28 protein-coding genes are annotated in these 24,521 nt (G+C 69.1%); 21 read left to right on the top strand and 7 right to left on the bottom strand.

Annotation, left to right across the window (positions count from 1 at the left end; genetic code table 11):
• Positions 1 to 42 precede the first annotated feature (42 nt).
• Positions 43 to 987: a helix-turn-helix domain-containing protein gene (locus OD997_RS11640; protein WP_434331713.1), complete on the bottom strand. Its 945-nt coding sequence runs from the start codon at positions 985 to 987 to the stop codon at positions 43 to 45.
• A gap of 139 nt (positions 988 to 1,126) precedes the next feature.
• Here OD997_RS11640 and OD997_RS11635 point away from each other — a divergent pair, with 139 nt between their 5' ends.
• Both OD997_RS11635 and OD997_RS11630 read left to right on the top strand, forming a co-directional pair.
• Complete coding sequence (locus OD997_RS11635) at positions 1,127 to 3,400, top strand: beta-galactosidase (protein WP_434331712.1); 2,274 nt, start codon at positions 1,127 to 1,129, stop codon at positions 3,398 to 3,400.
• Between the two features lie 15 nt (positions 3,401 to 3,415).
• On the top strand, positions 3,416 to 6,355 hold the full coding sequence (locus tag OD997_RS11630; protein ID WP_434331711.1) for a DUF5107 domain-containing protein: 2,940 nt from the start codon (positions 3,416 to 3,418) through the stop codon (positions 6,353 to 6,355).
• Positions 6,356 to 6,363: 8 nt separating this feature from the next.
• Here OD997_RS11630 and OD997_RS11625 read toward each other — a convergent pair whose 3' ends face one another.
• Entirely contained in the window at positions 6,364 to 7,323 is a 960-nt protein-coding gene (locus tag OD997_RS11625; RefSeq protein WP_434331710.1) for an NADP-dependent oxidoreductase, read from the bottom strand.
• A gap of 78 nt (positions 7,324 to 7,401) precedes the next feature.
• On the opposite strand from OD997_RS11625, the gene OD997_RS11620 reads away from it, so the two are divergent.
• The gene (locus OD997_RS11620) at positions 7,402 to 8,217 is read left to right on the top strand and encodes a suppressor of fused domain protein (RefSeq protein ID WP_434331709.1); all 816 of its coding nucleotides are present in this window, start codon (positions 7,402 to 7,404) and stop codon (positions 8,215 to 8,217) included.
• Positions 8,218 to 8,238: 21 nt separating this feature from the next.
• On the opposite strand, the gene OD997_RS11615 is transcribed toward OD997_RS11620, so the two are convergent.
• Positions 8,239 to 9,144 (bottom strand): SDR family NAD(P)-dependent oxidoreductase, encoded by a 906-nt coding sequence (locus OD997_RS11615; RefSeq protein ID WP_434331708.1) that lies wholly within the window; start codon positions 9,142 to 9,144, stop codon positions 8,239 to 8,241.
• 161 nt (positions 9,145 to 9,305) lie between these two features.
• On the opposite strand from OD997_RS11615, the gene OD997_RS11610 reads away from it, so the two are divergent.
• The 14 genes from OD997_RS11610 (at position 9,306) to OD997_RS11545 (ending at position 15,742) form a co-directional block, all read left to right on the top strand.
• Complete coding sequence (locus OD997_RS11610) at positions 9,306 to 9,830, top strand: Asp23/Gls24 family envelope stress response protein (protein WP_434331707.1); 525 nt, start codon at positions 9,306 to 9,308, stop codon at positions 9,828 to 9,830.
• Positions 9,827 to 10,015, top strand: coding sequence for a DUF2273 domain-containing protein (locus tag OD997_RS11605; protein WP_042541587.1), 189 nt, complete (start codon positions 9,827 to 9,829; stop codon positions 10,013 to 10,015). Before OD997_RS11610 ends, OD997_RS11605 begins: the two co-directional genes overlap by 4 nt.
• A complete protein-coding gene (locus OD997_RS11600) occupies positions 10,015 to 10,407 on the top strand; it encodes a hypothetical protein (protein WP_056311292.1) in 393 nt (130 codons plus the stop codon). The genes OD997_RS11605 and OD997_RS11600 overlap by 1 nt, the downstream gene beginning before the upstream one ends.
• Positions 10,404 to 10,988 (top strand): DUF6286 domain-containing protein, encoded by a 585-nt coding sequence (locus tag OD997_RS11595; protein WP_434331706.1) that lies wholly within the window; start codon positions 10,404 to 10,406, stop codon positions 10,986 to 10,988. The genes OD997_RS11600 and OD997_RS11595 overlap by 4 nt, the downstream gene beginning before the upstream one ends.
• The gene (locus OD997_RS11590) at positions 10,985 to 11,599 is read left to right on the top strand and encodes a hypothetical protein (RefSeq protein WP_434331705.1); all 615 of its coding nucleotides are present in this window, start codon (positions 10,985 to 10,987) and stop codon (positions 11,597 to 11,599) included. The genes OD997_RS11595 and OD997_RS11590 overlap by 4 nt, the downstream gene beginning before the upstream one ends.
• 44 nt (positions 11,600 to 11,643) lie before the next feature.
• Positions 11,644 to 11,856, top strand: a complete 213-nt coding sequence (locus OD997_RS11585) for a hypothetical protein (protein ID WP_341955746.1) — start codon at positions 11,644 to 11,646, stop codon at positions 11,854 to 11,856.
• A 100-nt stretch (positions 11,857 to 11,956) separates the two neighbouring features.
• Positions 11,957 to 12,130: a CsbD family protein gene (locus tag OD997_RS11580; protein ID WP_053098095.1), complete on the top strand. Its 174-nt coding sequence runs from the start codon at positions 11,957 to 11,959 to the stop codon at positions 12,128 to 12,130.
• Between the two features lie 88 nt (positions 12,131 to 12,218).
• A complete protein-coding gene (locus tag OD997_RS11575) occupies positions 12,219 to 13,070 on the top strand; it encodes a hypothetical protein (protein WP_434331704.1) in 852 nt (283 codons plus the stop codon).
• A 36-nt stretch (positions 13,071 to 13,106) separates the two neighbouring features.
• Positions 13,107 to 13,265 (top strand): hypothetical protein, encoded by a 159-nt coding sequence (locus OD997_RS11570; RefSeq protein WP_434332389.1) that lies wholly within the window; start codon positions 13,107 to 13,109, stop codon positions 13,263 to 13,265.
• Positions 13,210 to 13,515: a TraM recognition domain-containing protein gene (locus tag OD997_RS11565; RefSeq protein WP_434331703.1), complete on the top strand. Its 306-nt coding sequence runs from the start codon at positions 13,210 to 13,212 to the stop codon at positions 13,513 to 13,515. Before OD997_RS11570 ends, OD997_RS11565 begins: the two co-directional genes overlap by 56 nt.
• 42 nt (positions 13,516 to 13,557) lie before the next feature.
• Complete coding sequence (locus OD997_RS11560; RefSeq protein WP_434331702.1) at positions 13,558 to 13,899, top strand: hypothetical protein; 342 nt, start codon at positions 13,558 to 13,560, stop codon at positions 13,897 to 13,899.
• Complete coding sequence (locus tag OD997_RS11555; RefSeq protein ID WP_434331701.1) at positions 13,896 to 15,014, top strand: WXG100 family type VII secretion target; 1,119 nt, start codon at positions 13,896 to 13,898, stop codon at positions 15,012 to 15,014. The genes OD997_RS11560 and OD997_RS11555 overlap by 4 nt, the downstream gene beginning before the upstream one ends.
• Positions 15,011 to 15,436, top strand: a complete 426-nt coding sequence (locus tag OD997_RS11550; RefSeq protein WP_434331700.1) for a hypothetical protein — start codon at positions 15,011 to 15,013, stop codon at positions 15,434 to 15,436. The genes OD997_RS11555 and OD997_RS11550 overlap by 4 nt, the downstream gene beginning before the upstream one ends.
• Before the next feature lie 105 nt (positions 15,437 to 15,541).
• Entirely contained in the window at positions 15,542 to 15,742 is a 201-nt protein-coding gene (locus tag OD997_RS11545) for a CPBP family intramembrane glutamic endopeptidase (RefSeq protein WP_434332376.1), read from the top strand.
• Positions 15,743 to 16,006: 264 nt separating this feature from the next.
• Here the strand turns inward: OD997_RS11545 and OD997_RS11540 are convergent, their stop codons facing one another.
• Positions 16,007 to 16,630, bottom strand: a complete 624-nt coding sequence (locus OD997_RS11540; protein ID WP_434331699.1) for an HD domain-containing protein — start codon at positions 16,628 to 16,630, stop codon at positions 16,007 to 16,009.
• Positions 16,631 to 16,701: 71 nt separating this feature from the next.
• Here OD997_RS11540 and OD997_RS11535 point away from each other — a divergent pair, with 71 nt between their 5' ends.
• Together OD997_RS11535 and OD997_RS11530 are read left to right on the top strand one after the other, a co-directional pair.
• Positions 16,702 to 17,433, top strand: a complete 732-nt coding sequence (locus tag OD997_RS11535; RefSeq protein WP_434331698.1) for an alpha/beta fold hydrolase — start codon at positions 16,702 to 16,704, stop codon at positions 17,431 to 17,433.
• Between the two features lie 184 nt (positions 17,434 to 17,617).
• A complete protein-coding gene (locus tag OD997_RS11530) occupies positions 17,618 to 18,901 on the top strand; it encodes an ABC transporter substrate-binding protein (RefSeq protein ID WP_434331697.1) in 1,284 nt (427 codons plus the stop codon).
• A 108-nt stretch (positions 18,902 to 19,009) separates the two neighbouring features.
• Here the strand turns inward: OD997_RS11530 and OD997_RS11525 are convergent, their stop codons facing one another.
• A complete protein-coding gene (locus OD997_RS11525; protein ID WP_434331696.1) occupies positions 19,010 to 20,011 on the bottom strand; it encodes a hydroxyacid dehydrogenase in 1,002 nt (333 codons plus the stop codon).
• Entirely contained in the window at positions 20,008 to 22,014 is a 2,007-nt protein-coding gene (locus OD997_RS11520; protein WP_434331695.1) for a DUF2264 domain-containing protein, read from the bottom strand. The genes OD997_RS11525 and OD997_RS11520 overlap by 4 nt, the downstream gene beginning before the upstream one ends.
• Positions 22,015 to 22,126: 112 nt before the next feature.
• On the opposite strand from OD997_RS11520, the gene OD997_RS11515 reads away from it, so the two are divergent.
• Both OD997_RS11515 and OD997_RS11510 read left to right on the top strand, forming a co-directional pair.
• Positions 22,127 to 23,194, top strand: coding sequence for a substrate-binding domain-containing protein (locus tag OD997_RS11515; RefSeq protein WP_434331694.1), 1,068 nt, complete (start codon positions 22,127 to 22,129; stop codon positions 23,192 to 23,194).
• Positions 23,195 to 23,212: 18 nt separating this feature from the next.
• Complete coding sequence (locus OD997_RS11510) at positions 23,213 to 23,632, top strand: DUF2809 domain-containing protein (protein WP_434331693.1); 420 nt, start codon at positions 23,213 to 23,215, stop codon at positions 23,630 to 23,632.
• On the opposite strand, the gene OD997_RS11505 is transcribed toward OD997_RS11510, so the two are convergent.
• Positions 23,598 to 24,521, bottom strand: a complete 924-nt coding sequence (locus OD997_RS11505) for a DUF1295 domain-containing protein (protein WP_434331692.1) — start codon at positions 24,519 to 24,521, stop codon at positions 23,598 to 23,600. The two genes, OD997_RS11510 and OD997_RS11505, sit on opposite strands and share 35 nt — an antisense overlap.

Raw genomic sequence — 24,521 nt, 5'->3', positions numbered from 1 at the left:
ATGCGCGCCGCACCGTCATCGCGGGCGGTGCCTGCGTCGGCGTCAGGTGCGAGTCACGCGTTCGGAGACCGCCTGGCGGCGGAGCTCCGAGGGGCTCACCCCGTTGATCGAGCGGAACTGGCGCGAGAAGTAGAGGGCGTCGTCGTATCCGACCGCCAGGGCGACCTCAGAGATCGGCGACTCCGTGGTGATGAGCAGCTCCCGCGCTCTCGCGCTGCGCAGACGCTTGAGGTAGTCCTTGACCGATGTGCCCACGGAGCCGCGGAACAACGCAGAGAAGTGGGAAGGGCTCAGACCCGCCATCGCGGCGAGTTCGGGCACGGAGAAATCCGTGTCCAGGTTGGTGCGCAGGTAGTCCTGCACCTGCCGGATGCGGTCGCTCGTCGCCGCCGTTCCCCGCAGGGCGCTCGAGGTGATCGCGGCGAGCATCCGCCACGCCGCTCCGGCCGCGGTGAGGAGCATGGGCAGCGTCTCGTCCTTCTCGAGGGCGCTGAGTGCCTCATCGAGCGACTCGACCACGGCGAAGACATCGTGGAGTTCGACGATCGGTCCACGGCCCTCGCCGAGGATCGTGTCGACGAAGTCGTCGACGTCGGAGCCGGTCACGTGCGCCCACCAGATCGTCCAGGGGTCATGCTCGTCGGCGCGGTACCGGTGGCGAACGTCCCGGGGGAGCACCACGGCGGACCCCCGCTCGACCCGCACGGGTTCGCGGTCTCCCCACTCGACCCAGCCGGCGCCGTCGGTGCAGACCATGATGATCGTCTCCGGGGCGCCCGCCGCGCGCACGCGCCCGTGCTGTGCCGCGCGGGGAAAGTACCCGACATCAGTGACCAGCAGTCGCCGGACGATGGGCTGGCTCTGGGCCGCACGCACCGTCGGGCGCGGGATGACCCGGAGGCGCTGGCCCAGGAATCCCTCGTGCACGTACACCGCCGCGGCATCCTTCCTCGGGCTGATCGGCGTTTCGTCTATCGGCGATCGCATCCAGGGAACTCTTCCATGGATCACTTCGGCACGCCAAGCATCGTTTCATCCATGTCGGAACGGGGAATCGTTCTTCTGCTCCTCGCCGGCCGGCCCGTAGTCTCTCGGGAGCGCTCGCCACCCGTGTCGAAGGAGAACCATGACCGCGACGTCGACTGCTCGGACCATCCGGCTCCGCGACGACCGGCCGCCGCTCGTCGAACCGGCCATGAGCAACACAGAAGACCCGCACGAGCGGCTGCGTTTGACCAGCCGGTGGATCGAGGTCGACGGAGTTCGCACGGTGCCGGTGACCGGCGAGCTGCACTTCAGCCGGATTCCGCGCAGGCGGTGGGAGGAGCAGCTGCGGCTCCTCGTCGCATCCGGACTCACCTCGGTGTCGACCTATGTGTTCTGGATCCACCATGAGCGCGAACGCGGTCGGGCGCGGTTCGACGGAGATCTCGATATCGCGGCGTTCCTCGAGACCGCCGAGCGGGTGGGTGTCGACGTGATCCTGCGCATCGGGCCCTGGTGCCACGGCGAGGTCCGCAACGGCGGGCACCCGGATTGGGTGGCCGCCGCCCTCGGCGATCGAGCCCGGACGAACGACCCGGAGTACCTCGCCCTGGTCCGCGACTGGTACGGGAGGATCGCGGAGCAGGTGCGGCCGTTCTGCGGTCCGGACAGACCGATCGTCGGCATCCAGCTCGAGAACGAGCTCCACGACCAGCCCGATCACATCGCCGCGCTGAAGGTCATCGCGCAGGAGTCCGGGCTCTCGGCTCCCCTGTGGACGGCGACGGGGTGGGGCGGTGCGATCCTGCCGGCCCACGACGTCTTCCCGCTGTACAGCGGCTACGCCGACGGCTTCTGGGCAGGGCAGGGCTCCACCTGGGACGACAGCTTCCGTGATCACTTCCGGTTCGCCCACATCTGGGACGATCCCGGCGTGGGCGGCGACTTCCGCGAGGAGGGCACCGAGATCGTGGTCCGGCCGATCGACCCCGAATTCCCTCCGTCGACGTGCGAGCTCGGTGGAGGCATGGCGACGGCGTATCACCGGCGACCGATCGCGCGCGGGCGGGACATCGCCGCCCTCGCCAATGTGAAGATCGGCAACGGCTCGGCCTGGCAGGGGTTCTACATGTACGCGGGAGGCGTGAACCCCGAGGACGGTCTGCAGGAGAGCCTTGCCACCGGCTACCCGAACGACCTGCCGCGTTTCGACTACGACTTCCAGGCCGCGTTCGGCGCCACGGGTCGCCCCGGCCCGAGCCTGGGCGTGCTCCGCGACCACAACGCCTTCCTCGCCGCCTTCGGCCCACGCCTCGCCGACACATTCAGCTCGCTCCCCGACGACGCCCCTGTCGACGTGCACGACCTCGACTCGCTGCGCTGGGCGGTGCGCGGCGACGGCGCCGGCGGATTCCTCTTCGTGAACACCCATCAACCGCATGAGCCCCTGTCGGCGGTGCCCGGGGTGCAGTTCCGCATCCCGTTCGCCGACGGTGAGCTGGTGGTCCCCGACCGGCCCGTCGACATCCCGAGCGGGGTGATCGGTCGCTGGCCGCTGCGGATCGACATCGCGGGAGTGCGGCTCGAATGGGCCACGGCATCCGTCGCCGGGATCGTCGAGGGGGAGGTGCCGACGCTCGTCCTCCGGGCGCACGACGGCCTCGACGCTCGCCTGCAGTTGGGCGAGGGATCCCGCGCCCGCCTTCGCGGGATCGAGGTCGATGCCGCGGCGCCGCTCGATCTCGCCCCGGGCGATGTCCTCGTGGTCGATGGTGCCCTGCGCGTGCTGGTCGTCGATGAGGAGAGAGCCGAGCGCCTCTGGTACCTCGGTGCCGACCTGGTGGACTCGACGGATGGCGTGTGGCGGGAGGCCGGTGACCTCGTGGTGCGCGCAGAGCGCAGCCCGACGGCGCTCGTCTGGAGCGGCGAGGATTTCGAACCGCTCGACCTGCGCACCGACGCGCACCCCGGCACCACTCGACTGACGATCGAGCAACTGCGCCCCGTGGGGGATGCCCCCGCGCGCTACGGCGAGTCGATGGGCAGATCGGCTGCGCCCGACGACGGACAGTTCGACGAGGTCGCCGGTGTCTGGCGGATCGTGCGTCCCGAACCGCGCGACCGATCGGCGGGCGACCTCGTCGAGCTCGTCGTCGACTGGGAGGGTGATGTCGCGCAGCTCCGCGCTGACGGCGTGGTGATCGGGGATCGCTTCTGGGACGGATCGGCCTGGCGCATCGACATCACCGAGATCTCCCCGGATGCCGATCTCACCCTGCACATCGCGCCGGTCGCGGCGCACAGCGTGATCGACTTCGATGCGTCGGTCCGCGAACGCGTCGATGCGGCGGGAAGCCTCGGGACGGTCATCCGCGCCGAGCACATCGTGTCGTCGCGCTGGACCTCGGCTCTCTGAGAAGGAGAACGGATCATGCCCACCCCCACCACCGCTCCCGTCGAACACTCCCACGCGGAGCTCGTCCTTCCCGAGGTCCCTGCCGCGCTGCAGGCGGAGCTGGATGCCGGCCGCGCGGTCGCCTGGTACGAGACGGTCGAGATCGACACGTACGAGCCCGATGCGCCGTCGACGTATCCGATGTACCTCGACCAGCGGGTCTACCAGGGATCCAGCGGCCGCGTGTATCCGCTGCCGTTCGTCGAGCGGATCGCGTCGACCCCGGTGCGTCGCCGCTGGAACGCCGTGCACATCGAGAACGCCTACCTCCGGCTGATGATCCTGCCCGAGCTCGGCGGACGCATCCACGTCGCCTACGACAAGACGACCGGATACGACTTCTTCTATCGGAACAACGTCATCAAGCCCGCCCTGGTCGGCCTGACGGGTCCGTGGATGAGCGGCGGGGTCGAGTTCAACTGGCCCCAGCACCACCGTCCTGCGACGTTCCTGCCGGTCGAGTCGACCATCGAGCGCCACGACGACGGCAGCGTCACGGTGTGGTGCAGCGATCACGACCCCTTCGCCCGGATGCGCGGCACGCACGGCATCCACGTGGGCGCGACCAGTTCGACCGTGCGGGTCGATGTGCGACTCCACAACCGCACGAGCATCGCGCAGACCTTCCTCTGGTGGGCGAACGTCGCCGTGCGGGTGCACGATCAGTACCAGTCGTTCTTCCCCGAGGACGTGCGCCACGTCGCCGACCACGCGCGTCGCGCCCTCACCGGCTACCCGCAGGCCGACCGCCCGTACTACGGCGTCGACTACCGGGAGCGCGCCCGCCGTAACCCGGGTGCCGACCGCATCGACTGGTACCGCAACATCCCGGTGCCGACGTCGTACATGATCGTCGACACCGAGCACGAGTACTTCGGCGGGTACGACCATGACGCCCAGGCGGGGTTCGTGCACTGGGCCGACCGCCGCGTCGCACCGGGCAAGAAGCAGTGGACATGGGGGGATGCGCCCTTCGGTCACGCGTGGGACCGACTGCTCACGGATGCCGACGGACCCTACGTCGAGCTCATGGCCGGCGTCTACACCGACAACCAGCCGGACTTCAGCTGGCTGGCGCCGGGGGAGACCAAGCGCTTCAGCCAGTACTGGTACCCGATCCCCGGGATCGGCGTCGCGCATCAGGCGTCCGCCGACGCGGCGATCCATGTCGACCGGGACGACGAGCTCGTCGTGAAGGTGGCGGTGACGTCGCCGCAGGCGGGCGCACGTCTCGAGATCCGCGACGCCGACGGCATCCTCCTCTCGGAGCACACGGCCGACCTGGTTCCGGGAGACGTGTGGAAGGCGGAGTCCGGCATCCCGTCGGCATCCGGGCTTCGCGTGACCCTGCTGGCGGCGTCCGGTGCGACTCTCGTCGCCTGGCACGAGACGTCGATCGACGAGGACGACGAGCCCTGGACCGCCTCAGCCCCGCCCGCACCCGCCGACGTCGACAGCAACGACGAGCTCTACCTGATCGGGCTGCACCTGGTGCAGTACCGGCATCCCAGCCGCTCGCCCCTGCCGTACTGGGACGAAGCGCTGCGCCGCGATCCCTCCGACGCCCGAGTGCTCACCGGACTCGCCGAGCTCGCGTACCGCGCAGGCTCCTACGACCGGGCGAAGGACTTCCTCTCCCGTGCGCTCGCGCGCATCAACGCCCGCAACGCCAATCCCCGGCACGCGGACGCCCTCTATCTGCTCGGTCTGGTCGAGCAGCGTCGAGGCGACGCCGCCGCTGCACGGCGTGCCTTCGCGAAGGCGTTCTGGGATGCGGCCTTCGTCGCGCCCGCAGGGCTTGAGATGGCGCGACAGTCGGCGCAGGCGGGCGACCACGCCGCGGCCCTGCACGATCTCGACGAACTGGATGCCGTGGCCTCCGACGACCGCAGACGCGGCGCGCTGCGAGTGGTGCTGCTGAGAAGACTCGGCCGAGGTGCCGACGCCGAGGCGGCGCTCCGGCGGCTCCGCGCCGAGGACCCCCTCGACCCGCTGCTCGGCTTCCTCGACACGGGTGCTCTGCCCGGTGACGGTCGCACCTTCCTCGACATCGCCGGCGAACTCGCGCGGGCCGGAGAGGCGGATGCCGCACTGTCTGTGCTCGACGATGCCACCCGCGTGCGACCGAGCGCGGCAGGAAACGTCGCACCGCTCGCCCGCTACCACCGTGCAGCGATCCTCGACCGGCTCGGCCTCACCCAGGATGCCGCGCGCGAGCGTGCCGCGGCCAGGGACTCGGATCGGCGCTGGACCTTCCCCGCGGGGCTCGACGACCACGATGCGCTCGTGGCGGCGCTCGCCGCGGAGCCGGATCCGGTGGCGGCGAGCCTGCTGGGTGCCCTGCTGTACGACGCGGGGAGGCGGGAGGAGGCACTCGCGCTGTGGGAGCGGGCGATCGAGGGTGGGCTCGACGATCCCATCGCGCATCGCAACGCGGGGTTGGCGAGCTACAACGTGGCGCACGACGACGACCGCGCCGTGGCGCACTACGAGCGGGCTGTGGCCCTCGATCCGGGCGACGCGCGGCTGCTGTTCGAGCGCGACCAGCTGGCTGTCCGACTCGGAGAGACCGACATCGAGCGGCGGCAGCGGCTCGCCGAGCGGTTCGACGTGGTGGCATCCCGCGACGACCTCGTCGTCGCCTACGCCGATCTCCTGGTGAGGACGGGATCCGCCGCGGAGGCGCTCGCCCTTCTCGAGAGCCGTGTCTTCCAGCCGTGGGAGGGTGGGGAAGGCCAGGTGCTCGGTGCGTGGGATCGGGCTCGCGAAGCCCTCGGTCTGCCGCAGGGAGAGCCGCCGCTGAGCCTCGGTGAGGGGCGACCGGCGTACACGCCGCCGGTCGCGCGGCATGCCGACGGCGAGGTCGACTACTTCGCGACGAGCCTGCCCGACCTGCTGCTGTTCTCGCGAAGCTGAGTCGCCGGCTAGGACACCGGGACAGCGCCGGTCACGACGACGATCTTGCCGGTCGCGTGTCCCTCGATCGAGCGGGCGTACGCGTCGCGCACGTCGTCGAGAGGGTGCACCGAATCGATCGGCAGCTCGATCGTGCCGTCGGCCAGCAGCGCGGCGATCATCGCGAGCTCGGCGGTGCCGGCGGCGGCTCCGCCCACTCCGCGCACCGGATGCCGCCGGCGGGCCTCGTAGTCGGCGACGGTGTTGATGCGTTCGGGCGGTACCCCGAGATCGAGCGCGAGGTCGACCGTGCCGTGGCCGACGGTGTCGAGCGCGACCGTCGGCCCATCGGGGGCGGCGGTGCGCACGGCATCCGCGAGTCCTTCTCCGTAGGTGAGGGGCTCGATGCCGAGTCGGCGCAGCAGCTCATGATTGCGCGGGCTCGCGGTGCCGAGCACCCTCGCTCCCCGCGTCACGCACAGTTGCGCGGTGAGGATGCCGACTCCGCCAGCGGCCCCGCTCACGAGCACCACATCGGAAGCGCCGATGTTCTGCGACTCGACGCTCGCGACAGCGGTGCGGCCGACCACGTTGAGAGCGCCGACGACGACGAGGGAGAGCGCGTCAGGAACGCGCACCAGGAGGCCCGGATCGATCACGAGGTGGTCGGCCTGCGCGTGAAATCGCAGTCCGCCGAAGACGCGGTCGCCGACAGTCCACCCTTCGACGTCGGCGCCGACCTGGTCGATGATGCCGGAGAAGTCGTACCCGTTGCCGGAGGGGAGCGCGCGCTCGTACGGATCGTGCATCGGGCGCCCGCTGAAGAGCTTCCAGTCGACCGGGTTCACGCCCTCAGCCGCGACCCGCACCCGCACCTCGTCGCGCGCGGGGCGGGGGATCGGCCGCTCTTCGATCTCGAGCACTTCGGGCCCGCCGAACCGGCGGAACACGACCCTTCTCGACGAAGACTCCACAGCGTCAACGGTCATGCGCCCAGCCTAGAAGGCGCAGCGCTCGGGAGGGCCGGACCGTTGCCACCCCGGCCGACTCCCTGTGAGACTGGGGCGATGACCGACGGCCTCGAGTTCCCCCGCCATGTCTTCGACGCGCTCGGCGCTGATCCCATCGCGTGGGAGGACCGCATCGGTGGTGCGATCCGCGTGGTCGAGAAGCGACCGGACGGCGGTCCGATCACGATCATGACCTCGGGTGCCTCTCTGATGCCCACGGACTCGGGCGAGCGCGTCGAGCTGGCGGTCGAGGTGCTCGACGGCCAGCAGGGCGCCGCGCGCGTGGCACTCGGGATCGTGTGCGACGACATGGCGACGAACCGGCGGGTGCCCCCGGTCGGTGCCCCGTGGCGCAACAGCGACCCGTTCCTCACCGGCACCCGGATCTCGGCGATCATGGTGACGCCGTCGCGCTGGGGCGCATCGTTCGACGACGTGCGCGCCGATGACGGAGCGGTGGTCGGGCACGTCCGCACCCTCCGGATGCTCACGGATGCCGAGGCGGCGTTCGCCTCGGCGAAGGGGTGGGATGCACTTGTCGCGGAGGCCGGATCTGCGGATGCCCTGCTCGACGTCACGCGCGACGACACCGTCTCGTCTCCGGGGCTGGCGGGCAACGCCCCCGTCTTCCTCTCGAAGCTCCATGCCGAGCATCCGCCCCGCTGGATCACGTTCACGGGCAGCGACCTGCAGTCGGTCACGGGGCTCGAGTCCGAGGAGTACATGAACGACTCCGCGAATCACGAGGTGTGGTCGGTCGATTCGTTCGTCGCCCGCTTCCCGTGGGTCGCGGCCTTCGTGCGTGAGGCGAAGCCGGGGCAGACCGGCCTGTTCACCGACGCCTCGGGAGCATACGTCCTCGAAGACGACTAGCGCGTCTCCACCGCCGCACGGCTAGACCGTGAAGCGCACGCCGGCCAGATGCTCGGTAACCGACCACAGCTCGGCTCCCACGTCGACCGAGCGCACCTGCGCGCTCGCGGTCACCCGCTTCGGTGCGCCGCGGAACTCGAGCAGACCGCCGGGACCCCAGTAGTCGCCGCCGGTGGCGTCGGCCGCGACCGCCGCATGCACGATCGGCGCGGCTCCGGCATCCTTGCCCTGCACGAGGGGACGGCTCAGGGAGGCGAACGCCCGCGCCGCGCCCGAGACGTCGGCGAGGCCGTCGCGGTGCGGGGTGAGCGGATCCACCGCGTAGCCGGGGTGGGCGCAGAGCGCGGAGCGCGCCGTGCCTCGCCAGCGGCGGTTGAGTTCGAACGCGAACGCCATGAGCGCGGCCTTCGAGCGGCCGTACTGGCGCAGCGATGCTCCGGTCCACGGCTCTGAGAGCGTCGCCGGGTCGATGTCGGCGAAGCGATGAGCGAGCGAGCCGACCGCAACGACCCGCGCATCGTCGGCGAGCACGTGCCCGAGCTGAGCGAGCAGAGCGAAGTGCCCGACGAAGTTCGTGCCCACCATCAGATCCAGTCCGTCGGCGGTGCGGGCGTCGTGATCCGCCGCCTTGACCCCCGCGTTGCAGATCACGGCGTCGACGCGCTCGTCGAGCGACGCGGCGGCCGCCCCGATGCTCGTGAGCGAGCCGAGATCGAGGGAGAGGATGCCGAGATCCGCGCCCGGCGCATGAGCGCGGATCGAGGCGGCGGCGACCTCTGCGCGTTCAGACGACCGGCATCCGAGCAGTACCCGTGCGCCGTGTGCGGCGAGGATCTCGGCGCACCAGTATCCGATGCCCGCATTCGCCCCGGTCACGAGGATCGTGCGGCCGTGCAGGTCGGGTATTCCCGTCGCTGAGGAGGTCATGCTCTCCAACCTAGGCCGCGTTCTCGGGGCACTCGAAAGAATTCTTCGACGAATCTGTGACGAATCCCCGCCCCCGCACGTCCTATCTGTGAGCGACCAACACGCTCCCGGTGAGGCCATCAGGTCTCGCAGCCGGCACCCCGTGAGACGAAGGACAAGTCATGGCAACTCAGGACCAGAACACCCCCGCCAGCCCCGCTGAGAAGGAACTGGCACAGACTTCCGCCGCGCCGAAGTCGGCAGCATCCACCTCGCGCGTGGACCGCTCCTCCAGCTTCTCGACGTCGCGGATCCCCGCTGACGCGGATGCCGCGGGCAAGACCACCATCGCCGACGGCGTCGTGGCCAAGGTCGCCGGCATCGCCGCCCGTGAGGTCGCCGGCGTGTACGCGCTCGGTGGCGGTGGAGCACGCGCCTTCGGCGCCATCCGCGACGCCGTCAACGCCACCGACCTCTCGCAGGGCGTCAAGGTCGAGGTCGGCGAGACGCAGGCCGCCGCAGACCTGACCATCGTCGTCGAGTACCCCGCCCCCATCCAGGAGGTCGCGAACAACGTCCGCGCCGCCGTCGCCGGAGCGATCAGCCGCCTCGTCGGTCTCGAGGTCGTCGAGGTCAACGTCGAGGTCAACGACGTCCACGTGCCCGGCGACGACAACCACGAGAACGAGGAGTCGCGCGTCTCATGACCCCCACCACCACGGGCGCCCTCGTCGGTGCCCTCCTCGCCCTCGCTGCGCTGATGTTCGGATTCTGGGGCTTCCTGCTCATGGCTCTGTTCGCCGGCATCGGGGCACTCATCGGTCGGATCGCCTCCGGCAAGCTCGACGTCCGCGGCCTCGCGGACGCCTTCACCGGGCGGCGTACCTCCTGATGCGCGCCGACCAGCACCTCGCCGCCGGTGGCGGCCCCGAGCGGGCCGCCACCGAGGCCACCGTCCCTGGTCGCGTCGACGTGAAAGAACGCGTCTACCGCACGGTCACCGAACAGGCGTCCGCAACCCTGATCGGTGTCCCTCGCGGTGACGTGAAGGTCGACGTGACCGAACACCCCGGCGGGATCGCGGTGCGCATCGCCACACCGCTTCCCGTCCCGGATCTCGACGACACCGTCGCGATCTCCCAGAGCGTCCCCGTGCTCGATCGGGCCCGCCAGCTGCAGGAGCAGCTCCAGCGGAACCTGACCGATGTCCTCGGACGCGACGTCACCCGCATCAACCTCACCATCACCGGTGCGACCATCCCCGAGAGGAGACGAGTGCGATGAGCACCCCGGTTCTTCGTCGCGTCGTCCGACGCGAGACGCATTCACCGCGCACAGTCGCGATGTTCGTGGCGGTCATCCTCCTCATCCTCGCCCTGGCCTACATCGGGCTCGAGATCGTGCTGAGCCTCGCCGCCCAGCCCGCACTCCTGCTCGGTCCCGCCGCGGCCGGTGGATGGCTGGTCGGTCTGCCCACCGCGCAGCCCGCCGGCCTCGTGATCGCCGGCAGCGTCGTACTCGCCCTCATCGGGATCGTCTTCCTCGTGCTCGCCCTCACTCCGGGCCGCCTGTCGAAGCACACCCTCGAAGCGGGCGACCGGGCGGTCGTCGTCGACAACGGCGTGATCGCGAGCGCTCTCGCTCAACACCTGTCTGAGGAGACGGGCCTCGCCCGTGACAACATCACCGTCGGTGTGGGCCACCGCGGAGTCGACGTCACCGTGCGCCCCGGCGCCGGCATCCCGCTCGACAAGGGCGCGGTGAAGTCCGCCGCCGAAGCCGAGCTGCAGACGTACCGGCTCACCAGGAGCGTCCGTACCCGGGTGCGCATCGAGCGCCCCACCGAGCAGGAGGACGAGCTGTGAACAACACGAACCGCGCGCTGAACCGCGTACTGCTGCTGATCATCGGGCTGCTGTTCCTGGCCCTCGGCGCCGTCGGCATCGCGATCATGAGCTGGCCCACCGCGACGGACATCTGGACGTCGGCCGGTGAGAACGCCCGCTCCTGGCTCGACCAGGCGATCGCTGCCACCGCCATCGCCGGCGGCAGCCTCTCGTGGATCGGAATCGGCGCCGTCGTGGCGATCCTCGTGGTCGTCGTGCTGCTGATCCTCGCGCTCACCAGCATCGCCGGACGCCGCTCGAAGACGGCCTTCCGCTCCACCGGTGCGCAGAACCCGCTCGGTCGGGTCACCGTCACCGAGTCCTTCGTGTCGGATGCCGTGAAGAACTCGCTCGCGACGAGGGACGAGATCCTCTCGACCCAGGTCACAGCGAACGACATCCGCAACACTCCGGTGCTGCACGTGGCGGTCACGCCGCGGCAGAACACGGACCCGCGAGAGGTCGTCGATCACATCGATCGGCTTCTCACCAACCTCGCCACCCTGACCGGCCGTGACACCGAGACCTACGTCTCGATCCACACCGGGCTCCGTGCGCGTCTCGCCCACGACCAGCGTCGACTGTCCTGAACACCGGTCGTCGCACTCACTCTCAGGAAGCAGGAACCAGCATCATGCGAAACAAGATCCTCCTCATCGGCGCCGTGGCTTTCGTCGCCTACATCCTGGGCAGCCGATCGGCGACCGTGCAGGTGAACAAGGGCGAGTCGGTCCGGCATCAGCTCGTACGGATGTGGAACGACCCCAAGGCGAAGAAAGAACGAGCCAAGACCGCCAAGAAGGCGGCCAAGGCCGCGGAGAAGGCGCTCGACAAGGTTCGACGCTGACATCCGTCCACACACTTATCGTCGGTCGCGAAGAGCAACGGCGATAAGACGGCGGGAATCCTCCCGCTGCCAACGATCACCCTCACGAAAGGAGCTCCTCATGGGACTCGATGACAAGATCAAGAACGCCGCTCAGGACATCGCCGGCAAGGCGAAGGAAGCGATCGGCAACGCGACCGACAACGACAAGCTCGCCGCCGAAGGCAAGGCCGACCAGGTCAAGGCCGACGCGAAGAAGGCCGGCGAGAACGTCAAGGACGCGTTCAAGAAGTAAGACCCCCGGCGCGGGCGGGTGGAGGGTGATTCACACCTCCACCCGCCCGTTGCTGTGTGCGCGGGGGCCGGCGTGAGACGATGCCGGAATGGATGCCGGGACGGATGCCGCCGCCGAGAAGGAACTGCGGGAGCTGCGGGCTCGCGCGTACGGCCCTCATGCCGACATCGCGACCGACCCCGCCGCTCTGCGCCGGTTGCAGGAGCTCGAATCATCCCGCGCGGCCGCCTCCGCGCGTCTCCGCGGACGCGGGTCGACGGCCATCGACGACTCCGCGGCAGCAGCCGAACTGCACCTCGTGATCCCGGCCGTCGACGACTCCCGCGCGAGCGACGACCTCATCGACAGGCTGGGTGACGACTCGTTGTGGGACGACCGCACAGCGACCGAGGACACCCTGCCTCCGACCGGTTGGCCGGCGTCCCTGGCGAGATGGCGGATGCCGCTGTGGGTGGCATCGGTCGTGGCGGCCGCTGCCGTGGCCGCCACTGTGACCTTCGCCCTGACGTCGATGCCGTCTGTCTCGTCATCGGCGGGGGCGCCGCAGGTCGAGACCCTCGAGCTGACCCGCACCGGAGCGGTGCCCCCGGGGTGGTTCGGGGCGGAGACAGACGTCGCGGCCGCCGAGTTCTTCGGTCTGACGGTCTTCGAGAGCCCGGGGTGGGTCTCGGAGTCGGGCGACCGCTCGTCGGAGAACCGCTGCATCTCGGTCGTCAGGACGGTCGATGTGCCGGACGAGGGAGCGGACGACGGGTCGTCGTCGATCAGCGGACCGATGTACGCGGCATGCAGCATCGGCGCGTTCCCGGCTGAGGTCGTCGTACCGATCGACGAGGAGATGCCGGACCAGCTGATCGAGCGCTATCCGTCGGCCGTGGCATTCCAGTTCGTGCTCGACGGCGATCGCGTCGGAGTCTTCCTCGACACGGGCGAGGAGTAGCGGTCGACCGCGCGATCGGGCCGACGAGCTGGGCGTGTGCGGCGTGGGGACGTGGCCGCGTTGGCGTCGTCGCTCAGGGAGGGGCACGCGGAGGTCGTCGCGAAGCTGCCCTATCACGTGGACGCATTGCGCCAGGCGGGTGGGGGAGCGGTGGTGCCGGCGACGAGCGGCATGCTCGCCTCGGCAGACCACTGAAAGCACCCTCGATGGGCTGTTCTTCCTGGCAGCACTGATCGCCGCTCCGAAGGACACGCTCTACCTGTTCTCGAGGAAGGCAGAGGATCCGCGGCCCCCGCTCGTGCTCCCCGATGAGGTCGAGAACATCTGCCGCATCCCCGACTGGTACAGCCACTGCAGGGGCCGAGGAATCATGGTGGTGACGATCCTGCAGATCATTCGTCGGTCAAACGGGGGCTGCAGCGATGAGCTGGTCTGGGGCACGTAATGATTCTGGGCCTGCCACGTCCCTATAGGAGAGCTGAGCGACATGACGTTGGTACGATCGCTGGTTGTTGACGATTCGGGGGGATCAATGAGTACGCGAATTCATCTTGATTTCGGAGGCGTAGGCGCGGTGGCCTCGTCGCTTCAGGAGCTCACGTCCGGTTCGGCGGATGGCATCGGCTTGGATCTCTCGGCAATGCGCAGCGATCTGGTTACCTCGGCCGGCAGAGCGTTTATCGAAGGGTGGTCAGACGCACTCATCATCTTCGATCTCACGAGCTCGGGATTGGCCATCGGCGTCGACGAGACAATGAAAGACTTCCTCGCCGCCGAACGGGCCCACGTCGATTCCCTCACGACTTCGATTGGAGCGCTGGACCAGTGACCGGCAACTGGACCGACCTGGATCCTGGCGCCGGCGACACGTCTGCCTGCGCGACTGCAAAAGAGTGGACCGACGCACAGCTGACGGATCTGACGAACGCACAGACAACCGTGACGACGATCCTGCGGGATCTCGATAATTCCTGGATAGGAGACAGCGCGACAGCATTCCGCTCCCGCCTCGAGGTGTTCAGAAAGCGCCTCGAGGACTCCGCTCAGGCAATGGAAACTGCGGGGAAAGCGATCCTCGCCTACGGCGACGCCGTGGAAGAGATCGCCCGCAAGGCCGAGCCTCTGAAATCGGATCTCGCGGCCGCCCAGGCAACCCTCAACGGAATCTTCGATGACGTGACCTTCGACCGCTACACGAACGACGGAGCCGGAAGCCGCTTCACCGCAGAGCAGCAAGCTCGCAAGGATGCCAACACGGCCGCCGCCGCACTGCAGGGCCTCGCTGATGATCGGCGCGACGCTGATCTGCAGGTAGCCGCGGCGCTTGCAACTACGGCATCCATTGCCTGGGATGCTCTCGACGGGACGATCGACCCCATCACCGGCACGAAGCGGGACGCGACGAACGAGCAGGTCATGGACCTGTTTGAACACTTCCGGACAGGCGACGAGCGCGGCGAGGTTCTTACTGACGACGACATCTTCGTTCGAAAATTGAAGACCAGCGAGCACATCCAGTCTGTACGAGAGCAGGTGCTGCAGGACCTCCGAAACGGTGTACTCGCCCCAGACAGCCCCGGGGTCTACGATCGGCGCATCAGCGACAAGCCGCAGGTTCTTCTTGGAGACCTGGGCAACTTCTCATCACTAGTGCTCACCGGAACAATCCCGAACGACCTTCTCAGTTGGCAGAACATGCCGGAGTCATTCCTCGGCTCTTATGGCCTCGAGGTCCGTGCCGGAGCGCCACAGACCGATGGAGGCGTCGAGGTGACCTTCGTGATCAACAATGACACCTCCATCGACTCAGCCACCCGGATTCCGGGCACCGGTGGAGCCCATATACCTGGCCCGTTCGAGGCCATGTCGGAGGCAAATGCTAGAAATGGCGAATGGGCCACCCATCACCAAACCATCGTCTGGACCGAAAAGGTGTACCCATGACCTCACGAGTACTCCCACGTGCACGACTCATGATCGCGAGCGTCGCTCTCCTCACAGTCATCGGCCTCACGGGTTGCACGCAGAGTGAACCGCTCACGTCGCCCGTCGGAGAGTGGGTCGCCGTCGATGACGACAGCGGAACTCTCACCATCCGGGAAGATGGCACCTTCACCATCACCGACGCCTCCTACAATCCCATCCAGGCCCACGACGCCGACGACGACTACAACGCCTCCGGAACCTGGCAGATCCTTCGCGATGATAGGGAACTCAAGCTGGACTTCAAGGAAGCAACTGAAGGAGACTCCGCCAAGCAGACAAGCGGACTCTTCGCTCCCTTCTCGTCAGGGGCAATTCGTTTCCACGATCCCGACGAGATCCTGGATATCGAGTTCAGACTATCCAGCGAGACTGTCGACTAGATCACTACACGAAGACGCTCTGAGAACCTGTAGAGCGCTCGATGTCGGAACCGATGGCTACGATTCGGGGATTGCCCAGTCGACCCCGGAGACCATCTTGAGCAGCTGGAAGCTGCTCGCTGGGCGCGCCCAACAAGGCGTGACCATGATCTTCCTTGGGCCGCGCACGCGTCCTGGTCGCTTCTGAATGCTGTGCGTGCGACCTTCAGCGGAATCGGCTACGGATCCGCCACTCTCCTCACGCGCAGCCTGTGGGCGGGCATCCTCGCCCACGCCCTGTACAACAGGGCAACAGCTATTGGGTAGGTCCGGGGCGCGCCAACAAGCATTCGAGCGTGCTGCCCCACGCGGAGCCCCAGACGAACGCCCGTGAGCTCTTCGAGCTGGTCCCACACGCTCTCCGCGAGCTCGGCGGGAGGCGTGTGGGGCTTCCCGTCGGTCGATGCCCTCACCGAGGCGCTCGCGGTCGAGACGCTGGAGCGCATGGTCCTGATCGCCAGGGCGGCGGCCGAGCATCCGGACACCGAGCGCGCTCTCGCCACGCTCCTCGCCCGAAGGACTGGCGACGCGTCAGCCGAGCGGGTTGTCCGCCAGCTTGCGGACGACGCCGCCCTCGACCAGCCGGTGTGCCGCGGTGTGCGGCTTGCGTGCCGCCTGGTCGACGACCCCGGTGCCGAACTCCTGAGCGAGGTCGAGACGCGGGTACGCGTCGAGGACCTCGCGGATGAAGGTCTCGGTGAGCGCATCGGGTCGAGCGCCCGAGATGTCGAGACCGGTCGCGATCTCGAGCAGGTATCCCTCGAGGTCGAGGTCGGGATTGACGGCGGGCCAGTTGTGGCGCACGATCACCTCGAGTGCGCGCTGACCCCGGTGCTCGTCCCATCCGGCGCCCCGGGTGAGCGCGACAGCCACGTGGCCTCCGGACTCCTCATACGAGCGGAGCACGTTGTCGAACTCGGGAACCAGGCCGATGTCGTGCAGCACGGCGGCGACGTAGAGGAGTTCGTGGTCGATGTCCGTCCGGTCCTCGACGACCGCGAAGGCCTCGGCCCACAGCCACGACCGCAGCACATGATTCAGCATCGTCGGCGAGTGGTACTGCGTCGCGAGAGAGAGGGCGGCGCGGGCCGCTGCGGAGTCGGGCTGCTCGAGCGAGGCCAGCGTCAGGTGGTCGGGTGTCGCGTTCTCACTCATGCCGGTCAGCGTATCGCTGCGGCCGCTCGCGACCAGAACGTTGGATGTCACTCGGATGACACAATGACGGGATGCAGCTGCACACGGCGACCTCCGGCTCAGGCGAGCACCATGTCGGACTGATCCACGGCCTGGGAGCCGACGGCACCACGTGGCAGCCGCTGATCGATCTGATGCTCGCCACGGGCAGATGCACCGTGACGACCGTCGACCTGCGGGGGCACGGGCGCAGCGACCGGGCGTCGTCGTACACACTGGGCGAACTCGCCGACGACGTCGTGGAGTCGCTGCCGCAGGGGTTGCACAGCGTCGTCGGGCACTCGCTGGGTGGCGCGGTGCTCGTCCGCGCGGTCGAACGGCTCAGTCCGCAGCGCGCGATCTACCTCGACCCCGGCTTCGGCCTCGCGCTCCCCACCACAGGCCTCGCCGGCCGTGCCTTCTGGGCGGTTCCGGTGCTCACCCTGGGGGTCGTCGGTGCGCGGCAGGCCCGGCGCAGCGCGTCGCAGCGAGCCGTCTACCCCGAGAGCATCCGGGAGTCGATGAAGGAGAGTCAGCGGCGCTTCGACTCGAAGATGGCGATCGGCGTGTTCCGCGAGATCGCGTTCCACCCGGTCGCGATCGCAGCTCCCTCGGTGCCGTCGACGATCGTGCTCTCCGACGAGTCGCCCGCCGTGCTGTCCGACGCGATGGCGGCCGGGCTCGAACGCGAAGGCTGGGACATCCGGCGGATCTCCGGCATCCATCACGACATGCACCTGGAAGATCCCGAGCGGGTGCTCGGAATCCTCGCGGACGTGCTCTGAGACGTGGACCCCGCGCCGCTCGAGTGATCGGTTTTGTCCATTTGTCCGAAACCTGACAATCACGCTCTTACAGTGGCGACGTCGCTGAGACGATGAACGCAGGCGAAGTCGCCTCCGTGGCTGCCCCACCATGAGGTGCGCGGGCAGCCGGCGTCCGCGGCGCGAGACATGGAGGATCACTGCAATGACGCACACCGCACGCCTTCTGGGCATCGCCGCCGCCGGGGCGCTGGCCGTCGGAACACTCGCCGGATGCTCGAGCCCCGGGGCTGACGACGCCGCATCCGGACCGGTCACGCTCGAGATCGCCTGGTGGGGCAACGACACCCGCGCGGCGATGTACAACGAGGCGATCGATCTGTTCGAGGCCGAGTACCCCGACATCACCGTGAAGTCGACGTTCGGAGACTTCTCGTCGTACTGGGATTCCCGTTCGACGCAGGCCGCTGCCCGTGACCTGCCCGACGTGATGCAGTTCGACCAGGCCAACCTCGTCGAGTACGGCTTGAACGGTGCACTGCTCGACCTGTCTCCCTATGTGGGCGAGCAGGTCGACGTCTCCGGCATGGACGACGTCGTCGTCGAGGCCGCCACGATCGACGGCACGCAGTACGGCGTGCCCATCGGCACCGGCACGCTCGGACTCTTCGTCAACCCCGCCGTCGTCGCCGCCTCCGGTGTCGAGCCACTCGACCCGGACTACACGTGGGATGACCTGAACGACTGGATCGCCGAGGTCACCGAGGCCGGGGTCACCACACCCGACGGCAAGCCCGCGTTCGGGGGCTTCGATCAGGGCCTGACGATGTGGTTCTTCATCCAGTGGCTGCTGCAGCAGGGCGAGGAGCCGTTCGAGGAGGACGGATCGTTCGCCTTCACGAAGGACGACGTCAAGGAGTACCTCGACTCCACCACGACGCTGCGCGAGTCGGCCGCCTACTTCCCGCCGTCCCGCGGCACCGAGATCTCGCCCGCCGACGGGTTCGCGATCGGCGAGGCCGCGAGCACGCTCACGTGGGACAGCTTCTTCTCGCGCTACACCGACGTCGAGGGTCTCGAGACCCTTCCGGTCCCGAGCGGCGACGACGGCGAGAAGGCCGTGTTCTACACCGTGCTCCATCTGGCTGGTGCGGCCAACACCGAGCACCCGGAGGAGACGGCGCTGCTGCTCGACTTCCTCGCCACCGACCCCGAGGTCTCGAAGGTCTTCGGCACTTCGAGGGGCGTTCCCGCCGATTCGGGTCAGCTCGAGGCGCTCGACTTCCCGGCGGACTCGCTCGAGGCGAAGTCGCTCGCGTACCGGGAGTCGCTGGAGGAGTACGACACGGTGAGCACGCCCACCCTGCCGGCGTCGTTCGCGACACTCGAGGCCACCTGGGTGAGCCTCAACGAAGACCTCATGTACGGCACGATCACGGTCGACCAGTTCGTCGAGCGGTGGTGGGCCGAGGCCGAGGCGATCGGCTGACCGGCCACCACACACGTCGACGGAGGGCGGCGATGCGAAGTTCTCGCATCGCCGCCCTCCGTCGTTCTCGTGCGGGGCTTCGGACGCAGTGGGCGTCGATCGCGGGGCTCAGGCGATGGTCGCGAGGTCGCGGTGCCGCACCTCGAAGTCGAGCTCTCCCGAGGTCACGAACCGCTCGATCTCGTCGACGGTCTGACTCCCCATGCGCCGCAGCTCGTTGCCGAGCGATCCGGCGATGTGCGGGGTCAGCGTGACGCCGGGAGCGGAGAAGAGCGGATGCTCGGCGGGCAGCGGCTCCGGGTCGGTGACGTCGAGCACCGCCCGCAACCGGCCCGCCGTGAGCTCGGCGACGAGCGCATCGGTGTCGACGAGAGACCCCCGGGCGGTGTTGATCAGCGTCGCGCCGTCGCGCATGGTCGCGAGTTCGGCCGCACCGAGCATCCGGTAGGTCGCGGGGAGTGAGGGAGCGTGCAGGCTGACGATGTCGCTCACCCGCAGCAGATCGTGCAGTGACACGAGCGTGGTTCCCCGCGCTGCGGCATCCGCCGGAGTGAGCGAGGGGTCGTAGAGAACGGTGGTGACGTCGAACGGGCGCAGCAGGTCGAGCACGCGGCGTCCGATGCGGGAGGCGCCGACGATGCCGACGGTGATCCCGTAGGCGCCGACATCGTCGCGGGGGCGGGCGAGCGCCATGTCGCGGGTGGCGCGATAGGAGACGGCGGATTCCAGCGCGTTCTTCGCGCTGAGCAGGATCATCGCGAGCGTGTACTCGGCCACCGGGACGGCGTTCGCGTCGGCGCTGCTCGAGACGCGGATGCCGCGCTCCCACAGTTCGGGCGACACGATCCGCTTCACGGTGCCCGCCGAGTGGAAGACGGCTCGAAGACGGGGCAGGGCCTCGAGCATCCGCACGTCGAGCTGCGGTGCACCCCACCCGGTGATCAGGATCTCAGTGGCTGCCGCCGCGCCGAGAGCCTCGGGGTCCTCGGGGGCGAGGAGGCGTTCGTCGAGATCGACGAGCGCTCGCAGCCGGGTGAGGCTCTGGGGCGCGAAGAGCTGGGGGATGAGGGCCGCGTCATCGAGGGCGAAGGTCGCGATCGGGGAGCTCATGCGCGCACCTCCCCGCCGGTCGGCACGACGTCGACGGTGCCGTCGGCCCAGCGGATCCGCAGTTCGGCGTGGTCGACATCGATCCCCGACAGCACCGAGGGATCGTCGACCGCGGCGTCGTCCTGCGCCGAGCCTGCCAGCACGACGAGCGCGGCCACGAACCCTCCCGGTGGCGCTGCGGTCGACTGCTCGGACCACGGGGTCACCGACGATGTCGCGAACGGGTTCGAACCGCGGCGCACCTCGACGCCACTGGCGTCGAGGCCGTGCACCGGAATCACGGCTGTCGTGAGCCCGTCGGCACGCGAGGCGGATGCGGTCCGCGATCGCCCTGCGAGAGCAGCGGTGTCGGCGTCGGTGTCGGGGGCGGGGTCTTCGACGGGCAGCGGCCACCCGCCGAAGCGGAAGCGCCAGGGGCCCGGGTCCACGGGCCACGCCGAGTCGCCGTCGAGCGCGGCGGCCGGGTGCGGATCCGTCGTCGGCGGCGTCCACCAGGCAAGCCGCAGTTCATGGATGCCGTGCACGACCGAGGCTGTGTGCACGACGGGTCCGCGGCGCAGCGACGCCCAGGCGGCGGCATCCGCGTTCTCCGTGTCGAGCCAGTGCACGCGCGAACGTGACACGGCGACCGTCTCGGTCAGGTGCACGCGTTCTATGGCGTCGCGGTGCGAGGGCCTGCCGAGGGAGTCGAGAAGGGCCACGTGGGAGTCGAGGGGCGCGGCGATCGCCTCGGGCGACAGCTCGGGCGAGGTGACGTTCGAGTACGCCACGCGCTGGTAGAACGGGTTGTCGGTGCGCACCCCTCCGGCGGGGCCGCGGAACCCGTCGGAGCCGTGGTTCAGCACCCGCACGATGCCGTCGTCCGCCGAGTTCACGACGAGCCAGCCGGGGGCGGCGAGAGATCGCGTCGTGACCCGTTCACGGTCGACCGGGGCCGGAGCGGCGTCCCACTCCTCGTGACCATCCGGCAGCAGGAGTCCCAGGAACGCCTTGCTGGCCCAGTAGGGAGACGAGCCGCTCGTGTAGAGCTGGCGCAGCGGCAGGAACTCGTGGTGCCATCCGATGGGGAGCAGCCCGTTCGCGTCGACGGCGCCCGCGTCGAGGAAGTGCGACACGACGTCGGTCGCGAGGGATCGCGTGGTGCCGGAAGGGAGCGGGCTCACGCCGGCGATCGCGGCCGACCAGAACGGTGCGAGGACTGCGAAGCGGTAGGTGAGGGAGCGTCCCTGCAGAAGTGGCGCGCCACGTGATCCGACGAGATCCTTCGCCTGATCGACGAAGGAGGCGAGGCGTTCCCGGTGCATCGGCGAGAGGGACTCGCCACGGATGCGTGAGTGCAGCAGCGGGTAGACGTGCCAGGCCCAGCCCGCATAGTGGTCGAAGCTCTGTCTGACCCCCGTGGGGCCCGCACCGTCGGAATACCAGCCGTCGCCGATGTAGAGCCTCTCGGCGATGTCGGCGTTGCGATCGAGGTCGTTCTGATCCCACGGGCCGCCGACCTGCGCGAGGAACGCCTCGATGACGTTCTGGAACCAGATCCAGTTGTTCGTGTAGCCCGCGGTGCCCACGATCCCGGCGAGCCAGTCGACGATCTGCTGACGCTCCCTGTCGGCGAGCGTGTCCCACAGCCAGGGGCGGGTCTCAGAGAGCGCGATCGCGATGGATGCCGCTTCGACGACAGCCTGCCGCCGTTCGGCGATCGTGGGCCAGCGCTCGGGACTCGACGGGTCGACACCCGCCAGGAGGCCTGCGCGGAAGCGGTCGAGGTGCCGGTGCGGATCGTCGCCCCCGGCGCCGCGCACGCGGAACGAGGCGAGCAGGAAGGTCCGCGCGAAGCCCTCCATCCCGTCGCTCCAGGGGCCGGAGGCGCTCGACGGGCCGGGCAGTCGGACGAGCGATCCGAGAGGTGAGGCGTGCGACGAGGTCGCGAGGAGCAGTGAATCCGCAAGATCCTGCCAGGACCGGCGACTGCCGTCGAACCGCGGGTTGGAGTCGTCGTGCATCACCGTCACCCTCCGATCGTGCACTACGCTCCTGTACTCACGAGATACTTCGGACAATTTCGATCAACCTGCGACAACGTGAGGGTTGGCGACTCGACGCGAGGGCGCGGAGATGACGGCACAGAACCTGTTACCGAGAGCGCGGCATGAGCATCTGCTCCGCCAGCTCGACCTGCACGGCAGCGTCAGTGCGGCGCAGATCGCCGACGAGCTGGGAGTCGCGCAGGTCACGATCCGCCGCGACATCCTGGAGCTCGAGAAGTCCGGACTGCTGGCGCGGGTGCACGGCGGTGCGATCGGGGTGTCGGCTCCGGCGACGCCGCAGTCGGCTCGCACCGACATCGGCGTCGTGGTGCCGAGCTCGGTCGGGCACTTCCCGGTGATCGTGAAGGGGATGGATGCGGCGTCTCACGCGGTGCACGCACGGCTGATTCTCGCGACGTCGCAGTACCGGCACGACCTCGAGCGCCGACAGGTCGAGCGGCTCGTCGAGCTCGGCGTCGACGGGATCATCCTCGCGCCGACCCTGCGCGGCCGCACCGAGACCGAACTCCTCGACTGGGTGCGCACGATCCCCGTGCCGGTGGTCTTCCTCGAGCGCCGGCTGCGTTCCACGGGGCTCGCCGCATTCGACAGCGCGCGCACCGATCATGCGGGCGGTGCCGTGCTCGCTCTCGAGCACCTCGCGGCTCTCGGCCATGTGCGGGTCGCGCTCGCGCTGTTCGACCGCACGCCCACGGCACCGCTCATCCGTGAGGGCTACATGCGCGCCGTCGCCGACCTCGGTCTCGGGAACGCACCCGAGGTGGCGCTCCCGAAGGACGACCTGGACGATCTCGACGAGGCGCTGGCCCGACTGCTCGACAGCTGTGCGGCGACCGGCACGCGCGCGGTGCTCGTGCACACCGACGTGCATGCGGCTCGTCTCGTCGAGATGGCGGCGGACGCCGGCATCCGCGTTCCCGAGGACCTCGCGGTGATCGCCTACGACGACGACAGTGCCGCGCTGGCGCTGGTGCCGCTCACCGCGGTGACCGCTCCCGGTCGGGATCTCGGTCAGCAGGCCCTGCGCACCCTGATGGATCGGATAGCAGAGGACCGCGACGAACGCTCGGCCCCGCGGCACCTCATGATGCTGCCCGGGCTGACGGTGCGCAGCTCCTGCGGCGCGGTGAGGTGACTGACCTAGGGTGAGGGGGTGCAGCCCTCACCCGACCGCGACGCGACAGTGCGCACGCGTCGCCGTCGACTTCTGGCCGCCGCTGTCCTGGTGATCCTGGCCGGGCTCGCCGTGCACGTGCTCGGCAGCGGCCCGGTGGCGGACTTCACGGGCGATGCCCTCTACGCCGTGATGATCTACCTCGTCATCGCCGCTGTGTTCGCGCGCGCCGCCTGCTGGGTGATCGGCGCCGTCGCAGTCGTCGTCTGCACCCTGATCGAGCTGTTCCAGCTCACGGGTATCCCCGCAGGGTGGGCAGAGGCCTTCTGGCCCGTGCGACTGGTGCTGGGCGCCGGCTTCGACGCGCGCGACCTCATCGCCTACGCGGTGGGCGCGATCACAGCGACGGTCTGCGATCTGGTTCTCAGGCGGCGCTCTCCCGCACCGCGGGCCGGGTGAGACGCGGGATCAGCGACGGAGTGTTCTCGCGGTACTCGACGTAATCGGCGCGGTCGCCCCACTTCTTCTCGGCGCGTGCCTCGAGAAGCGGGATGCCGCTGACTCGCGTGAGCAGCAGGATGACGAACAGCGGCGACAGGATCGCGACCCACTGCCACCCGGCGAGCACGGGTGCGGCGGTGAGGAAGACGCCCACCCAGAGCACGATCTCACCGAAGTAGTTGGGGTGACGCGAGCGCGACCACAGGCCGGTGCGGATGAACTCGTCCTTGTTCGTCGGGTCGGCGCGGAACGCCGACTTCTGCGCGTCGGCGACGATCTCGATCACGAGGCCGAGCGCCCACACGATGATTCCCACGACGGTCAGCCATCCGATGGGGGCTCGCGCACCGGCATCCGTGCTGATCGCGATCCACGCCGCGGCCGCCGTGATCGACACCCACGCGCCCTGGATCACCCACACCTGCAGGAAGCGCACGGGCGAGCCCTTGATCTCGTCGAAGCGCCCGTCGGACCCGGCCTTGTGCACGCGCATGGCGAGGAACGATCCGAGGCGCGCGGCCCACAGGATGACCATCGCCGCGAGGATCCAGCTGCGGGCATCCGGCATGGGCGTCAACAGCACGAGGGCGACGGAGATCGCCAGGAACGTGAGGCTGCCGGTGAGGTCGAAGAACCGCTCGGTGCGCAGGATCATCGCCGGGATGAAGGCGAGGATCTGGATCGCGTACGCCGCAGCGACGGCGAGGGCGAACAGCGGGATGCCGCCGAGCGTCGCACCGCCCTGGCTGCCGGCGAGGGCGACGAGCGCCCCGATGACGAGCGCGACGATGATCGCGATGAGCGAGGCGCGCGAGGACTTGGGCTTCGTGGGGGTGGGGGAGGACAT

Origin of the sequence: Microbacterium sp. CGR1 (assembly GCF_051062835.1) — a bacterium.
In the GTDB taxonomy this organism is placed as follows: Bacteria; Actinomycetota; Actinomycetes; order Actinomycetales; family Microbacteriaceae; genus Microbacterium.
Note: the sequence above shows the minus strand (reverse complement) of the source record. Positions and strands in the feature narration are given on the sequence as shown.

What these genes read in the sequence shown, in the direction of transcription:
- OD997_RS11640 (WP_434331713.1), bottom strand. Translation starts at nt 987, where the DNA reads ATGCGATCGCCGATAGACGAAACGCCGATCAGCCCGAGGAAGGATGCC.
- OD997_RS11635 (WP_434331712.1), top strand. Translation starts at nt 1,127, where the DNA reads ATGACCGCGACGTCGACTGCTCGGACCATCCGGCTCCGCGACGACCGG.
- OD997_RS11630 (WP_434331711.1), top strand. Translation starts at nt 3,416, where the DNA reads ATGCCCACCCCCACCACCGCTCCCGTCGAACACTCCCACGCGGAGCTC.
- OD997_RS11625 (WP_434331710.1), bottom strand. Translation starts at nt 7,323, where the DNA reads ATGACCGTTGACGCTGTGGAGTCTTCGTCGAGAAGGGTCGTGTTCCGC.
- OD997_RS11620 (WP_434331709.1), top strand. Translation starts at nt 7,402, where the DNA reads ATGACCGACGGCCTCGAGTTCCCCCGCCATGTCTTCGACGCGCTCGGC.
- OD997_RS11615 (WP_434331708.1), bottom strand. Translation starts at nt 9,144, where the DNA reads ATGACCTCCTCAGCGACGGGAATACCCGACCTGCACGGCCGCACGATC.
- OD997_RS11610 (WP_434331707.1), top strand. Translation starts at nt 9,306, where the DNA reads ATGGCAACTCAGGACCAGAACACCCCCGCCAGCCCCGCTGAGAAGGAA.
- OD997_RS11605 (WP_042541587.1), top strand. Translation starts at nt 9,827, where the DNA reads ATGACCCCCACCACCACGGGCGCCCTCGTCGGTGCCCTCCTCGCCCTC.
- OD997_RS11600 (WP_056311292.1), top strand. Translation starts at nt 10,015, where the DNA reads ATGCGCGCCGACCAGCACCTCGCCGCCGGTGGCGGCCCCGAGCGGGCC.
- OD997_RS11595 (WP_434331706.1), top strand. Translation starts at nt 10,404, where the DNA reads ATGAGCACCCCGGTTCTTCGTCGCGTCGTCCGACGCGAGACGCATTCA.
- OD997_RS11585 (WP_341955746.1), top strand. Translation starts at nt 11,644, where the DNA reads ATGCGAAACAAGATCCTCCTCATCGGCGCCGTGGCTTTCGTCGCCTAC.
- OD997_RS11580 (WP_053098095.1), top strand. Translation starts at nt 11,957, where the DNA reads ATGGGACTCGATGACAAGATCAAGAACGCCGCTCAGGACATCGCCGGC.
- OD997_RS11575 (WP_434331704.1), top strand. Translation starts at nt 12,219, where the DNA reads ATGGATGCCGGGACGGATGCCGCCGCCGAGAAGGAACTGCGGGAGCTG.
- OD997_RS11560 (WP_434331702.1), top strand. Translation starts at nt 13,558, where the DNA reads ATGACGTTGGTACGATCGCTGGTTGTTGACGATTCGGGGGGATCAATG.
- OD997_RS11550 (WP_434331700.1), top strand. Translation starts at nt 15,011, where the DNA reads ATGACCTCACGAGTACTCCCACGTGCACGACTCATGATCGCGAGCGTC.
- OD997_RS11540 (WP_434331699.1), bottom strand. Translation starts at nt 16,630, where the DNA reads ATGAGTGAGAACGCGACACCCGACCACCTGACGCTGGCCTCGCTCGAG.
- OD997_RS11535 (WP_434331698.1), top strand. Translation starts at nt 16,702, where the DNA reads ATGCAGCTGCACACGGCGACCTCCGGCTCAGGCGAGCACCATGTCGGA.
- OD997_RS11530 (WP_434331697.1), top strand. Translation starts at nt 17,618, where the DNA reads ATGACGCACACCGCACGCCTTCTGGGCATCGCCGCCGCCGGGGCGCTG.
- OD997_RS11525 (WP_434331696.1), bottom strand. Translation starts at nt 20,011, where the DNA reads ATGAGCTCCCCGATCGCGACCTTCGCCCTCGATGACGCGGCCCTCATC.
- OD997_RS11520 (WP_434331695.1), bottom strand. Translation starts at nt 22,014, where the DNA reads ATGCACGACGACTCCAACCCGCGGTTCGACGGCAGTCGCCGGTCCTGG.
- OD997_RS11515 (WP_434331694.1), top strand. Translation starts at nt 22,127, where the DNA reads ATGACGGCACAGAACCTGTTACCGAGAGCGCGGCATGAGCATCTGCTC.
- OD997_RS11505 (WP_434331692.1), bottom strand. Translation starts at nt 24,521, where the DNA reads ATGTCCTCCCCCACCCCCACGAAGCCCAAGTCCTCGCGCGCCTCGCTC.